We start from the raw sequence: 14316 nt of genomic DNA, 5'->3' as shown, positions 1-14316 counted from the left end.
CGAGAATCAGGTAAGGGACAGCACAGCCGTGGCAACAATGATAACGCCCATCAGCAACAACTGAATCCGGCCTACCTGCTCCCTGAACAACCATGCCCCCCACAACGCGGCACCGAGAATCCCGGTGCCGCGTTTAATGGTTTCCAGTACGCCCGCATGCACGTGCGCCAAGGCCAGCCACTGCAGACTGACCGCTGTTGCAAAGGTCACCACCGCCAGCATTAACAAACCGATATGCCCCTGGTACACAGGTACACCGACAACCCTTCGTTGCTCACCCGGCCGCACAGCAAGCGCCAGACACAATAGCAGCACCATACCCGCACTCTGCAGAAATCCGTGAAAGGCCAGCGGCGCCGAAGCCAGCGCCCATTTATCGAGTACAATAACCATTCCCCAACACAGCGATACCAGCAACATAAGACCAAACCCCGGGCCTGCGTGAGTCGGATCTCTGAGCAGATTCCAGCCACCGTTGAGCACAAAGATGGTGACAACGATGACAGCCATCGCCGCCAGCTGAACATTGTCAGGAATGTCACCCAAAAGGACCCAGCTCAGTATGGCTGCAACCACGGGTGTAAATGACAACACAGGAATGAGTATGGCCATGCGCCCGATACTCAGTGCTTTGATAAACGAAAAGCTCGCCACGGCCGCTGCCAGCACCGACAAACTACCCGGCAACCAGTAATCCGATTCAGGCATGGCGCTACCTGAGGCAACCCAGCTGACGGCGTATAAGGGTGTAACCCCCAGGGCCAGCCACACCGCCAGAGACAGTGGCGTAGTTTGCGAAGACAGGTACTTGCGCAGCAGGTCGAGCAACGACCAGGCGAGCGCAGACAACAAGGCAAAGATCATAATTCCTCCAGATGGAAGCCATTATGCCATGCTGCAGGACCGAAACGCTGTGGCAACTGAATACAACTTGGTATCCTTAGCGATAGTTTTCACCCTGCCGGCTCAAGCAATGACCTCTCACTTAACCACCGAAGATTTTCTGTTAGCAGCCAAGCGTTCTGAAATCAGTACGCTGAAACAATTACTGATCAGCTGCGGACTGGTGACCAAAGTCACTGAATTTATTCATGAACTGCAACGTGAACGCGGTCTGTCCAATACCTACCTGGTATCTGCCGGGCAACGCTTTGCTTCCGAGCGCGACAATGAACTGAAAATGGTCAGCGGAGCAGAAGATCGCTTTCGCACCGCGCTGAGTGAACTGAATATTTCAGAATGCTCGGCAAGCTCCGCCCGACTGTACAGCAGCCTGGCGTTCGTACTTCATTGCCTGGACGACCTGCCAGCGCTGCGTGCGCAGATTTCAGCCCGTCAGTTAAGTGCCAAAGACAGCACCCGACTGTTTAATCGGCTGGTTGCGGGCTTGCTGGCGGTGGTCTTTGAAGCAGCCGATATCGCCAGCGACCCGGATATCACCCGTGCTCTGGTTGCTATGTTCAACTTTGTTCAGGGTAAGGAATACGCCGGTCAGGAACGTGCCTGGGGTCTTATCGGCTACACCGCCGGCGAGTTCACCAGCAACCAGCAGGACCAGCTTAAGTCTCTGCAGGAAGCTCAGAACCGCTGCTTTGATATATTCAACGATTTTGCGCAAACCATCCCCGCCGCCCAGTGGCGTCAGGCAGAAAGCAGTGATGCCAGTGCAGAGCTGGATCGTATGCGGCAGATGATCACCCGCTACCGTTCCGGTGACACACTGCCGACGGCTATCAGCGAAGTCTGGTACGAAGTCGCCACACGCCGAATCGACGAGATGCAGAAAATCGAGGCCGAACTGGCCAGTCAGCTGCTGTCGCTGTGCGAAGGAAAAATCGCTCAGGCAGAAGAAGACCTCAGATTGCACAGCGAACACCTGAAGCAACTGGCAGATATTGAAGAACCACCGATGTCTCCTCTGTCTTCACTTCCAGATAATGAAAAAAGCAGCAACACGGTGAACGTGCCCCCCGGCGTGAACATTAAACTGGCCCGCTCCATCTCAGATCTGGTACAGGGCCAGGCAGAACGTCTGCAGCGTATCAGTGACGAACTGACTGAAGCCCGTCAGGCTCTGGACGAACGTAAACTGATCGAAAAAGCCAAGGGCCTGCTAATGCAGAATCAGGGCATCAACGAAGAACAGGCCTATAAGCAGATTCGCCAGGCGGCAATGGATGGCAATAAGCGTATCGTTGATGTCGCAGCGAATATCATCAGCGTTGCCGACATGCTGCAGCTAACCTCCCCTGCGCGTTAACTCATCGCCCGGCCCTGCAGCATTCAGCAGGGCCACAGATCTCCCCTTGTTATCTCAGCCAGCCCGAACCATATACGGGCCCCGCCGCCAAAGCGCGCACCACATTCGTGCACACCTTCGGTCAAACAGAGCCGGATTCCGCCCAAAACAACATAAAAGCCCTGTAATTTCAGCTTATCCGGAAAATGGCACAGCGGTTGCTAAAACATCCATAAGGCTAATGGCGGCCTGCTCTACAAACTGAAGATTCTGGATAACGGCGTCCACTCCTGACTGCAACAGCAGATCGGGGTGCGATGCCGTTTTTCGTTTTTCGGCCGCCAGAAGTGTTGTTGGGGAAGTTCAGAATCCGTACAGACGAACATCTGTACATACCGATTTTTTAACGAGAGAGGTGAGACTATGTCTTATTTGATGCCATCCGAGTTCGCCACCAAAATGGTCGATTCCGGTGAAGAAAAAATCCACATGTCGACCAAAGACACCCTGATCCGTGCCTTTATGGCCGGCGCGATTCTGGGTCTGGCGGCGGTATTCGCCATTACAGTCGCAATGAAAAGCGGTTCACCGATTCTCGGCGCATGTCTGTTCCCGGTCGGTTTCATCATGCTTTACCTGATGAAATTCGATCTGCTGACCGGTGTATTTACGCTGGTTCCTCTTGCCCTGCTCGATAAACGCCCGGGTGTTACCATCGGTGGTCTGCTGCGTAACTGGGGCCTGGTTTTCATCGGTAACTTTGCCGGTGCACTGACCACTGCGGTGATGGTTTCTTTTATTCTGACCTATGGCTACAACACTGACGGCGGCGCTCTGGCAGCTAAAGTCGCCAGCATTGGTGAGTCTCGTACCCTGGGTTACGCTTCCCACGGTGTTGATGGCTGGTTCACCATTTTCATCCGCGGCATGCTGTGCAACTGGATGGTGTCCATGGGTGTTGTTGGCGCGATGATCTCTACTTCTGCAACCGGTAAAATGGCTGCAATGTGGATGCCGGTAATGCTGTTCTTCTTCATGGGTTTCGAACATTCCATTGTGAATATGTTCCTGTTCCCATTCTCCATGATCATGGGCGGTGACTTCACCTTCATGCAGTATCTGGTTTGGAACGAGCTGCCAACCGCTCTGGGCAATCTGGCCGGTGGCTTCCTGTTTGTTGGTCTGCCACTGTATTACACTCACGTTCGCCAGAGTGCTCCTCGTAAACTGGCTGCGGTAGAAAGCAAAAAAGCAGCCTGATTTACCGTGTGAAGAAGAGCCCTGGATATCCAGGGCTTTTTTGTTTCTGACAACGTTTAACGGACAGGTATTCCTGTATGGCAAGCCGACTGACAGTTTCCGTAGGACAGGCATCTGATAAAGGCGTGAAAGCCGTCAATCAGGATTTCTTTGGCACACGTATCCCGGAAGATCATTTACTGGAATCCAAAGGCATTGCAATTGCGCTGGCCGATGGTATCAGCAGCAGTGATGTCAGTCAGATCGCCAGTGCTGCTGCGGTAAGGGGGTTTCTGGACGATTACTACTGCACATCTGAAGCCTGGTCAGTAAAGAAATCGGCCCTGCAGGTTCTGTTGGCCAGCAATTCCTGGCTGTATGCTCAAAGCCGTCAGAGCCAGTATCGTTCCGACATGAATCGTGGCTATGTCTGCACCTTTTCCGGCCTGATCGTTAAATCTGCAACGGCGCATTTATTTCATGCCGGCGACAGCCGGATATACCGTATCCAGGGCAATACTCTGGAACAACTGACAACTGACCACCGTTACTATATCTCAGAAGATAAAAGCTACCTGACCCGGGCTATGGGTATGGGCCAGCAGCTTGATCTCGACTATCAGTCCTTCGCTCTTAACAGCGGTGATACCTTTATTTTTGCCACCGATGGCATCTATGAGTTCGTCAGCCATAGTTTTGTGACTGATACTGTTAAAGCATTATCTGAAGACTTAAATGCCGCAGCACAACAGATTCTGACTACGGCTCTGGACAATGGCAGTGACGACAACCTGACCATTCAGATTGTTCGTATTGATCAGCTGCCCGCCGCCAGCAACGAAGATATTTACCAGCAATTAACCGAACTGCCTTTCCCGCCGGAACTGAATCCGCGCGACGAATTCGATGGCTACCGCATTGAACGGAAAATACACTCCAGCCCCCGTAGTCATGTGTATGTCGCCAGCGACAACGAAACCGGACAGAAAGTAATTCTGAAAACACCATCTGGTGAGCTACGAGAAAACGCTGCCTATCTGGAGCGTTTTCTGATGGAGGAATGGATTGCCCGCCGCATAGACAGCGCCCACGTTCTGAAACCGGTGAAAAACAACCGTCGTCCGAATTTTCTCTATGTCGTAACTGAATTTATTGAGGGTATTACCCTCGATCAATGGATGCGCGACAATCCTGAACCCTCGCTACAGGCAGTACGCGAAATAATTGAACAGGTGGCGCGTGGCTTACGAGCGTTTCACCGTCTGGAGATGCTGCATCAGGATCTGAAGCCCGACAACATTATGATCGACAGCACAGGCACGGTAAAAATCATTGATTTTGGTTCGACCCGGGTGGCGGGCATTATGGAAATTGACACCCCCATTGAGCGGCTGGAATTGCTGGGGACGGCTCAGTACGCAGCACCTGAATACTTTCTTGGCCACAGTGGTTCGGTGCCATCGGATGTGTTCTCACTGGCGGTGATCACCTATCAGATGCTGAGCGGACGTTTGCCTTACGGCCTGGACATTGCCAGAACGCACACTGCAAAAGCGCAGAACCGCCTGCGATATACGCCAATTCATCACCTCGATGAAGAAACTCCGGTTCCACGCTGGGTCGATGAAACCCTGCGTAAAGCGCTGGAATTAGAGCCACACAAACGCTACCAGGATGCCGATGAATTTGTCTTCGATCTGAGCCATCCGAACAAGACCTTTCTCAGTCAGAAAAAGCCCCCACTGATCGAGCGCAATCCAGTGCAATTCTGGCAAGGTATTTCATTAGTACTGGCTATTGCAGTGATATTGTTGCTTTACCGCGACCTGACAAGTTAACACCAGCCATCTTATAAGTTGGGTTACAAGCGCATGCGCCCACGGCTGACACCGCGTACGCCGGCCTGGGCGACCAGACTGGCACTGGTGTGGGCGTGACAGATGGCAATGGCCAGTGCATCCGCCGCATCGGCCTGAGGTTTACCCGGTAATTTGAGCAGATGCTGCACCATATGCTGTACCTGCTCTTTGTCTGCACTGCCTTTACCGACCACTGCTTGCTTAACCGAGCGTGGAGCATATTCCGCCACCGGCAGATCTCTCAGGCTGGCCGCCAGAATAGCAACGCCACGGGCCTGGCCCAGCTTCAGCGCAGAGTCCGCGTTCTTACCCATAAAGACCTGCTCGATAGCAAATTCCTGGGGCTGATACGTTTCTATGATTTCACTGACGCCTTCGTATATTTTACGCAACCGATCCGGCAGCGAACCATCACCGGTACGAATACAGCCACTGACGATGTATTCGGTTTTCTGGCCAACGCGGCGAATTACCCCAAAGCCGGTTAAGCGCGACCCCGGGTCGATACCGAGAATAATCATTGCGCCGTTTTTTCCGTCGCCTGACGAATATCATTCAGTCGTGAGCCACGATCATCCACAGGAGTCAGAATCGTCTGATCGCCGGTTTGCTGATTCTTAACCGTTACCTTGTGCCACCCTTTCGGCAAAATGACCTGCAAACAAGGCTGGGTGATAACCTGCGCATAATTACGGCCCGGTTGAGGGCGGGTCTCGCGATAAATCAGATCGAACTCGCCATCACGCTCACTCTGGCCAACCAGTTCAAGGCCGTAGCCTGTATTGGGTCGTTCACCCAGCGCGATGGTGAGCGTTCCGTAACGCAGTGTCAGGCCTTCAGCCTCGGCACAGTGGTTCATTTTACTCATGGGAAGACGTACCTCCTGTGATGCCACAGTAGTACAGCCACCGTTCAGCAAAACAGCGGATGTGGCCAGGGCTATCAGTATTGGTTTCATCATTATTCCTCCCATCGACTGAGTGTCGATTATACATATCCGCGGCGGCTTTTAATCGGATCGGATCGCACGCAATAAAAAACCCCGCCACAGCGGGGTTTTTAAGTGGTTCAGTTCTGACCGCGCTGATCAGCCAGCGCGGAATACCAGTGCATCACCATCAGTGTCTGCCACGATATTCGTGCCCGGCATAAATTTACCGGACAGAATGTCCTGTGCCAGCGGGTTTTCGATCCATTGCTGGATAGCCCGTTTCAGCGGACGCGCCCCATACACCGGGTCGTAACCGACATCCACCAGCTTCGTGACCGCCGCTTCTGACAGTTCCAGCGTCAGTTCACGTTCTTTCAGTCGGCCACGCAACAGATCCAGCTGAATATCGGCAATACCGCGAATCTGATCCTTCAGTAACGGATGGAATACCACCGCCTCATCAATACGGTTGATGAATTCCGGCCGGAAATGCGTGCCGACAATTTCCATCACCGCATTGCGCATGGTTTCGTAGCTGGATTCATCGTCACCTGCCAGCGTCTGAATCACGTCAGACCCCAGGTTTGAAGTCATCACCAGCACGGTGTTCTTGAAGTCCACCTTGCGCCCCTGACCATCGGTCAGCTGGCCATCATCCAGCACCTGCAGCAGAATGTTAAACACATCGGGATGGGCTTTTTCCACCTCATCCAACAGGATCACGGAGTAAGGCTTACGACGCACAGCTTCGGTCAGCAGACCACCCTCTTCATAGCCTACATAACCCGGTGGCGCACCGATTAAACGCGCTACGGAATGCTTCTCCATGTACTCCGACATATCGATGCGCACCATGGCGTCTTTGCTGTCAAACAGGAAAGTCGCCAGCGCTTTGCACAGTTCCGTTTTACCAACACCGGTTGGCCCGAGGAACAGGAACGAACCATTCGGACGGTTAGGGTCCGACAGTCCGGCACGGGACCGGCGCACGGCGTTGGACACCGCTTTAATCGCCTGGTCCTGCCCCACCACGTAATCGTGCAGCACGTCTTCCATACGCAGCAGCTTGTCGCGTTCACCTTCCAGCATTTTGCTGACTGGTACACCGGTCCACTTGGATACCACTTCGGCAATTTCATCTTCTGTTACTTTATTGCGTAACAGCGTGAATTCCTGCGTACCGGTGTTTTCCGCTTCATTAGCCGAGGCCAGCTGTTTTTCCAGCTCAGGAATACGGCCATACTGCAGCTCAGACATCTTCTGCAGATCACCGGCACGGCGAGCAGCTTCCAGCTCAATACGGGCTTGTTCCAGTTCTTCCTTAGCTTTACTGGCACCTTCCAGCAGTGCTTTTTCTTTCTTCCACACTTCTTCCAGTTCAACGTAGGCACGACCGGCTTTGTTGATCTCTTCGTTGAGACCGCTCAGGCGTTTTTTCGCTGCCTCGTCCTGTTCTTTTTTCAGTGCTTCACGTTCAATTTTGAGCTGAATAAGACGGCGTTCAAGCTTATCCATTTCCTGCGGTTTGGAATCAATTTCCATGCGGATAACTGAGGCCGCTTCGTCCACCAGATCGATCGCTTTATCCGGTAAACGACGATCGGTAATGTAGCGTTGCGATAATTTCGCTGCGGCAATAATAGCGCTGTCGGTAATCTGCACACCGTGGTGCACTTCATAGCGCTCTTTCAGGCCACGCAGAATAGCAATGGAGTCTTCAACGCTTGGCTCATCAACCACAACCTTCTGGAAACGACGCTCCAGCGCGGCATCTTTTTCAATAAATTCACGGTATTCGTCCAGCGTGGTGGCACCGACACAATGCAGTTCACCACGCGCCAGCGCAGGCTTCAGCATGTTACCAGCGTCCATCGCACCTTCACTCTTACCGGCACCGACCATGGTATGCAGTTCGTCGATAAACAGAATGATGCTGCCTTCTGCTTTACCAACGTCCTTCAGTACCGACTTCAGTCGTTCCTCAAACTCACCGCGATATTTGGCACCGGCCAGCAGCGCTCCCATATCCAGAGACAGAATACGTTTATGCTTCAGATTCTCCGGCACTTCGCCGTTGATAATTCGCTGTGCCAGGCCTTCCACCACGGCGGTTTTACCGACGCCCGGCGGGCCGATTAATACCGGGTTATTCTTAGTGCGACGCTGCAGTACCTGAATGGTGCGGCGGATTTCATCATCACGGCCGATCACCGGATCCAGCTTGCCCGCCTCTGCCCGTTCGGTCAGATCAATACAGTATTTATCCAGCGCCTGACGGCTGTCTTCGGCATTGGCATCAGTCACCGCTTCACCTCCGCGGATATCTTCAATGGCCTTGGCCACGTTGTCTTTATTCAGTCCCGCATCAGCCAGAGCCTTACCGCCAATACCACGATCCTGCAGTGCCACCAGCAGGAATACCTCACTGGAAACAAACTGATCACCGCGCTTCTGCGCTTCTTTATCAGCCAGATTCAGCAGACGGCCCAGCTCGGGAGCAATCTGAATATTGCCATCCGGCGTACTGACCCGTGGCAGATCTTTCAGCAGGTTGCGCAGGGCTTTTTCCAGCGCCGCCACATTGCCTCCGCAACGGCGCACAATTTCCTTAACCGTGCTGCTGGTCTGCTCCATCAGGGCGAGCAGAACATGCACAGTATCAATCTGATTGTGATCCTGTCCCAGCGCGATGCTCTGGCTTTCGGCCAGTGCGTTCTGCAGACTGGTTGTCAGACGATCCATACGCATAAATGTATCTCCTCATGGTTCCCGTCGACTCAGCGCGGGGATGACTATCGTTAACCTGTTAGATGCGGGCTTATTAATTAATTTCAATACCTTCTATATAAAATTTAGAAAAACTAATAAAAAATGCATTGATTCATGACAAAGAACCGATTCATCGGCAAAGCCGACAGCCTTCACGTATACTCGCCGCCCGCTCAGTAACTTGTGCTATATGGTGCTGCGCGCGACGATTTAAACCTCTTGCCATCGAATTACTGGCTCCGATCATGACTGACAATATCCGCACCGGTGCACTTTACCTGCTGCTTGGCGAAGCCCTGCTGGCCATTATGGGCGCCCTGATCAAACACCTGTCGGATGACCTCAGTACCGAGCAGATCGTCTTCTTCCGCAACATTGCCGGGCTGCTTGTACTGGCGCCACTGCTACTGCGTACCGGACTGAGCGAACTGAAGACACAGGTCTGGCACTGGCACCTGATGCGTGGTCTGGTCGGCGTTACCGCTATGTACTGCTATTTCTGGGCTCTGGCCCATATGCCACTGACCGAAGCCTTTCTGGTGAAACTGTCAGCGCCGCTGTTTATGCCTCTGCTGGCGTTGTGGTGGCTGAAAGAGCCCGCTGGCAAGTATAGCTGGCTGGCACTGGTCATCGGCTTCGCTGGCGTCGCCTTTATTCTGCAACCCGGAGGGCACGGAGCAGTAACGACTGCGGTGTTCATTGGCCTGCTCGGTGCTTTCCTTGCCGCACTGGCGAAAGTAACCATCCGCCGTATGTCGGCAACCGAATCGAGCCAGCGCATCGTGTTTTACTTCGGCGTCATTGCCGCTCTGGTCTCAGCCCCCGGCGCCGTTATGACCTGGCAACCGGTACCACTGACCAGCTGGCTGTGGATCGCCGCACTGGGTGTTGTTGCTACCCTGGGACAGCTGGCACTGACCAAAGCGTACCGTATTGCACCTACCGGAAAGGTCGGTGTTTATGTTTACAGCGCGGTCATCTACGGTGCTCTGATGGGATGGTGGTTCTGGGATGAAGTACCCGGCTGGACGACTGCCGCCGGTGCAGCGCTGATCATCGCCGCAGGGATCATTAATCTGCGCGGCGGCAAGCGCTCTAAGGCCTGATAACGACTGCGCTATTTGATCCGCCTGCGCACAACTCTTTTCAAACAGCCCCTGGCATTAGATATAAGTCTAATTCTTGATCAATTCAGGCTTATTATTTCCTCAAAATTAAATATACTGCTCGTCTTAATGGATTAGACAAGAACGAGTCACAAATAATGTCCCGTATAGACTCCCTGCAGACCTTTGTTTCCGTGGTCCGCGCCCGCAATTTCACTTCCGCTGCCGATACCCTGGGTGTTACCCCATCGGCGGTGAGCAAGCAGATCAGTGGTCTGGAAGAGCGCCTGGGTGTGCGCCTGCTGAATCGTACCACCCGCTCTGTCAGTCCGACCGAAGCTGGTCAGATGTTCTATCAGCATTGTGAGAATATTCTCGAATCGATCACCGAAGCAGAAAAACTGGTCACCGACTTCGACGTAACCCCCCGTGGCCGACTGCGCATCACCGCTATGTCTAACTTTGGCCGGCGTGAACTGGCGCGCATATTTACCGACTTTGCCCAGCAATACCCGGATATCAGCTTCGACCTTCATATTTCAGATCGCCCGCTGGATATCGTTAAGGAAGGCTACGACTTTGCTCTGCGCCTGGGCACACTGGAAGACTCGCGTCTGATCGCCAAGCCGGTGGCTGAGCAGAAAATTGTGATCGTCGCCTCGCGGGAATACATTCAGCGCTGGGGCATGCCACAACGTCTGGAAGACCTGCTGGAACACCGGGTTCTGGTGGTAAACAACGCCGAATATGCACGTTCAAACTGGCTGCGTCAGTTTGAAAAAGACCATGGTTTCAGCATTTCCAGTATTGAACGCAAGCTGACGGTGAATGATATCGATCTGGTGTATGAAGCCTGCATGGCTGGCATGGGCATCACCGCCCTGCCGACCTACATCGCCGACCGCCACCTGCAGAATGGTGAACTGGTACAACTCTTCAGTCAGGTAGATATTCCGATTCGTACCATCAAGGTTGTGTTCCCACAGAACCGCTATCTGGCTAACAAAAGCCGGGCATTTCTGGACTTCATCACGGCCTACTTCGAAGACGAAGGTGTCACAGAGCAGAATTAAGACTAAAAAAAGCCGGAGACATGCTCCGGCTTTTTTATGTCCGACGATCAGTTCTGTTCGTCGTTTTCCAGCTGCTGTGGTGCGCAGCGCTCCAGAAAGATCCGCGGCACCCGGGCAATTTTACGCTCATCGTAATCGAAGAAGACGATTCCGGTTTTAGCTTCCGCGACCAGACGATCCTGTTCAGTATTGTAAACACGGTAAATGAAGTCACAACCGTACTTATTGAAGTCGGTCACACCAACATTAAAGGTCAGTACATCGCCGACAAAAGACTCGGCTTTGAAGGTAACGACCAGATCCGTCACCATCAGACCAATGCCAGCAATATTAAACTCACCAAAGGCGTGTTCACGCAGGAAACGGAGGCGGGCTTCATGCAGCAGAGAAACCATACGGTCATTGCCAACATGGTTGCCGTAATTAATCTCTGTGACGCGTACATCCAGCGTTGTTGTGAAAGTGAACTCGTCCGGAAGCTCAAGTTTTACTCGCGCCAAAGCAACCTCCATTGGTCAAAACGGGCATTACGACCCCCGTATCCGGCCAATTCAGCTACAATCACAGGGAATTAAAGTAGCGTGACGGTGTCAGATAGGTTCTACTATTGCCTGATAACCACGACCAGCGGTGGTCATGCGTCAGGGGCCGGTTCAGAATGGCCGGCATGATAGCGATGCGGAAGCCTGAGCACAAATGGCTTTATACCCGTGAAGGAAGTTTTGAAGCGGCCTCCATAAAGCGGAGGCTGCAGAAACCCGGCGATGAACACCGACCAACAATAACAGGGCCACGCACACCGTCTTACAGGCCCCGATAATTAGGACACTGGCCAGCACTATGTTTTCCAGAAAATTGCGATTTATCCGTCCATTACTGTTTTCTGTTTCGCTGCTTGCAGCACCTCTGAGTTTTGCCACCGTTGAAGAAATAGCCCCAGGCACCCCCTTCAACCCGCTGGAACCCACCCGCGAACACGCTATGACGACTCAGCAGATCATGAACAACCTGCTGCGCGGTCACTATGAACACCAGCGCCTCGACGACAAATTGTCGTCGCGCGTACTCGACGCCCTGTTCGACGATATCGACAGTACCCGCAGCTACCTGCTGCAAAGCGACGTCGACAGCTTCGAGAAATACCGTTTTGTGCTCGACGAAGCCCTCAGCCGTGGCGATATGCGCCCTGCTTTCGAGATATACAACCGCTTCCAGCAACGCGTTTCAGAGCGCCTGTCGTTCCTTCTGACTGAGCTAAAGAATAAAGCGGACGACTACTCCTTCGATAAAGACGAACGCCTTGACCTCGATCGTGAGAAAGCACCATGGGCAACGACCAGTGCTGAGCTGGATGTGCTGTGGCGTAAGCGCCTGAAAAACTCGATGCTGAATCTGAAAATGGCTGGTAAGGAAAAAGACGCCATCCTCGAACTGCTGAGCAAGCGCTATCAGAACCAGTTGAATCGAGTGCACCAGTCCAAGCCGGAAGATGCCTACCAGACCTTTATGAACGCGGTAACCCGTTCTTTCGACCCGCATACACAGTACTTTTCTCCGCGTAATACCGAGAACTTCAACATCAATATGAGCCTTTCTCTGCAAGGCATTGGTGCCGTACTGCAAACTGAAGACGAACACACCAAGGTTGTACGCCTGGTGCCGGGTGGCCCTGCAGCAGCGGCGGGCAACCTTGAGCCAGCCGATAAAATTGTCGGGGTTGGTCAGGACGACGGCGATATCGTTGATGTTATTGGCTGGCGCCTGGATGAGGTTGTCGATCTGATCCGCGGCCCGAAAGGCACCAAAGTGCGCCTGGAAATTCTGCCAGCCAACAGCTCCGGCAGTGACAGCAAGGTAGTCACCATCGTACGTGATGAAGTGAAGCTGGAAGAACAATCGGCTCAGAAGGAAATCATTGAAGTTCAGGATGGTGACCATACCCGCAAGCTGGGCGTGATTGATATCCCGACCTTCTATATCGACTTCCAGGGTCGTATGGAAAACAAGCCTGATTACCGCAGTACCACGCGTGATGTCACCAAGCTTATTAACGAATTGAAGGACGAAGGCATCGAAGGTCTGATTATCGACCTGCGCAACAACGGTGGCGGCTCACTGGAAGAAGCAATCACTCTTACCGGTCTTTTCATTCCGCAAGGCCCGGTGGTTCAGGTACGCAGCACCCATGGTCGCGTTGAAGTGTTACCGGATACCGACCCAGCCGTTTTATACGATGGTCCGATGACGGTTCTGGTAAACCGTCTCAGTGCCTCTGCCTCGGAAATTTTTGCCGGTGCCATTCAGGATTACGGTCGCGGTCTGATCGTCGGCGGGCAGACATTTGGTAAGGGTACGGTGCAGTCACTGCGTCCCCTGCGCTCTGGTCAGCTGAAAATCACCCAGGCCAAGTTCTACCGTGTATCCGGTGACAGCACCCAGCATCAGGGGGTTATCCCGGACATTCTGTTCCCGTCGCTGTTCGACAAGGAAAAGATCGGCGAGAGCGCCCTGGAAGAAGCATTGCCGTGGGATACCATCCGCCCGGCTGAGTTTTCACACAGCGGTAAAGTCGACAACGATCTGCCAATGCTGCGCGATGAACATCAGAAACGTATTGAACACAATCCGGACTTCCGCTTCCTGCGCGAGCAAAAGGCACTGATCACTGAGCTGCGTGACAAGACCAAGGTGTCTCTCAATGAAAAAATTCGTGAAGAAGAGCGCAAAGCCAACGACGATAAACGCCTGGCGCTGGAGAACGAGCGCCGTAAAGCAAAAGGCATGGAGCTGCTGAGCAGTCTCGATGACGAAGCAGAAACTGAAGATGCAGCCTCTGATTCCGCCAAAGAGAAAGAAAAAACCGAGGAAGAAGATGCACTGCTGATAGAAGCAGGTCACATCCTGGTCGATTTCATGAACATCGAAAGTCAGCGTCTGACTGCACAAAGAGCCGGTTCCTGACTCTGCATAAAAAGCCGGCAATCGCCACTAGTGTCCCACAGTTTTAAAGATATCGGTTTTCTATAAACGACTTTTAAATCCGCAATGCCTTCTGCCTCCCAGGGGAACTTATCCCCTGGCCGGCAGGGCCGACCCCAGC

Annotated in this window: 11 protein-coding genes; 6 read left to right on the top strand and 5 right to left on the bottom strand. The window is 53.1% G+C overall.

Annotated elements, in window-relative coordinates; all coding sequences use genetic code 11:
- Positions 1-6 precede the first annotated feature (6 nt).
- On the bottom strand, positions 7-864 hold the full coding sequence (locus I9W95_RS12500; RefSeq protein ID WP_225675379.1) for a DMT family transporter: 858 nt from the start codon (positions 862-864) through the stop codon (positions 7-9).
- A gap of 109 nt (positions 865-973) precedes the next feature.
- Between I9W95_RS12500 and I9W95_RS12495 the strand changes: the two genes are divergently transcribed.
- From I9W95_RS12495 to I9W95_RS12485, 3 genes are all read left to right on the top strand, one after another.
- Positions 974-2260, top strand: coding sequence for a nitrate regulatory protein (locus I9W95_RS12495; protein ID WP_225675377.1), 1287 nt, complete (start codon positions 974-976; stop codon positions 2258-2260).
- Positions 2261-2662: 402 nt separating this feature from the next.
- Positions 2663-3499: a formate/nitrite transporter family protein gene (locus I9W95_RS12490; protein WP_225675375.1), complete on the top strand. Its 837-nt coding sequence runs from the start codon at positions 2663-2665 to the stop codon at positions 3497-3499.
- A gap of 77 nt (positions 3500-3576) precedes the next feature.
- Entirely contained in the window at positions 3577-5316 is a 1740-nt protein-coding gene (locus I9W95_RS12485; RefSeq protein WP_225675373.1) for a bifunctional protein-serine/threonine kinase/phosphatase, read from the top strand.
- Between the two features lie 23 nt (positions 5317-5339).
- On the opposite strand, the gene ruvC is transcribed toward I9W95_RS12485, so the two are convergent.
- The 3 genes from ruvC to clpB all read right to left on the bottom strand — a co-directional run bounded on the left by ruvC (position 5340) and on the right by clpB (position 9016).
- Entirely contained in the window at positions 5340-5858 is a 519-nt protein-coding gene (ruvC, locus tag I9W95_RS12480; protein ID WP_225675371.1) for a crossover junction endodeoxyribonuclease RuvC, read from the bottom strand.
- On the bottom strand, positions 5855-6298 hold the full coding sequence (locus I9W95_RS12475; RefSeq protein ID WP_225675370.1) for a protease complex subunit PrcB family protein: 444 nt from the start codon (positions 6296-6298) through the stop codon (positions 5855-5857). The genes ruvC and I9W95_RS12475 overlap by 4 nt, the downstream gene beginning before the upstream one ends.
- A gap of 126 nt (positions 6299-6424) precedes the next feature.
- A complete protein-coding gene (gene clpB, locus I9W95_RS12470; RefSeq protein WP_225675368.1) occupies positions 6425-9016 on the bottom strand; it encodes an ATP-dependent chaperone ClpB in 2592 nt (863 codons plus the stop codon).
- Between the two features lie 266 nt (positions 9017-9282).
- On the opposite strand from clpB, the gene I9W95_RS12465 reads away from it, so the two are divergent.
- On the top strand, positions 9283-10143 hold the full coding sequence (locus tag I9W95_RS12465) for a DMT family transporter (RefSeq protein WP_225675366.1): 861 nt from the start codon (positions 9283-9285) through the stop codon (positions 10141-10143).
- A 158-nt stretch (positions 10144-10301) separates the two neighbouring features.
- A complete protein-coding gene (locus tag I9W95_RS12460; protein WP_225675364.1) occupies positions 10302-11216 on the top strand; it encodes a LysR family transcriptional regulator in 915 nt (304 codons plus the stop codon).
- A gap of 47 nt (positions 11217-11263) precedes the next feature.
- Here I9W95_RS12460 and I9W95_RS12455 read toward each other — a convergent pair whose 3' ends face one another.
- A complete protein-coding gene (locus I9W95_RS12455) occupies positions 11264-11716 on the bottom strand; it encodes an acyl-CoA thioesterase (protein ID WP_225675362.1) in 453 nt (150 codons plus the stop codon).
- 340 nt (positions 11717-12056) lie between these two features.
- Between I9W95_RS12455 and I9W95_RS12450 the strand changes: the two genes are divergently transcribed.
- Positions 12057-14177 (top strand): carboxy terminal-processing peptidase, encoded by a 2121-nt coding sequence (locus tag I9W95_RS12450; RefSeq protein WP_225675360.1) that lies wholly within the window; start codon positions 12057-12059, stop codon positions 14175-14177.
- Positions 14178-14316 lie beyond the last annotated feature (139 nt).

Origin of the sequence: Thalassolituus marinus (assembly GCF_020320395.1) — a bacterium.
GTDB lineage: Bacteria > Pseudomonadota > Gammaproteobacteria > Pseudomonadales > Oceanobacteraceae > Venatoribacter > Venatoribacter marinus.
The sequence above is the reverse complement of the archived record's forward strand: the minus strand, read 5'-3'. Positions and strand labels throughout refer to the sequence as shown.

Coding starts and splice junctions, on each gene's coding strand:
- I9W95_RS12475 (WP_225675370.1), bottom strand. CDS start 6,298: ATGATGAAACCAATACTGATAGCCCTGGCCACATCCGCTGTTTTGCTG.
- I9W95_RS12450 (WP_225675360.1), top strand. CDS start 12,057: ATGTTTTCCAGAAAATTGCGATTTATCCGTCCATTACTGTTTTCTGTT.
- I9W95_RS12485 (WP_225675373.1), top strand. CDS start 3,577: ATGGCAAGCCGACTGACAGTTTCCGTAGGACAGGCATCTGATAAAGGC.
- I9W95_RS12490 (WP_225675375.1), top strand. CDS start 2,663: ATGTCTTATTTGATGCCATCCGAGTTCGCCACCAAAATGGTCGATTCC.
- I9W95_RS12495 (WP_225675377.1), top strand. CDS start 974: ATGACCTCTCACTTAACCACCGAAGATTTTCTGTTAGCAGCCAAGCGT.
- ruvC (WP_225675371.1), bottom strand. CDS start 5,858: ATGATTATTCTCGGTATCGACCCGGGGTCGCGCTTAACCGGCTTTGGG.
- I9W95_RS12500 (WP_225675379.1), bottom strand. CDS start 864: ATGATCTTTGCCTTGTTGTCTGCGCTCGCCTGGTCGTTGCTCGACCTG.
- I9W95_RS12460 (WP_225675364.1), top strand. CDS start 10,302: ATGTCCCGTATAGACTCCCTGCAGACCTTTGTTTCCGTGGTCCGCGCC.
- clpB (WP_225675368.1), bottom strand. CDS start 9,016: ATGCGTATGGATCGTCTGACAACCAGTCTGCAGAACGCACTGGCCGAA.
- I9W95_RS12465 (WP_225675366.1), top strand. CDS start 9,283: ATGACTGACAATATCCGCACCGGTGCACTTTACCTGCTGCTTGGCGAA.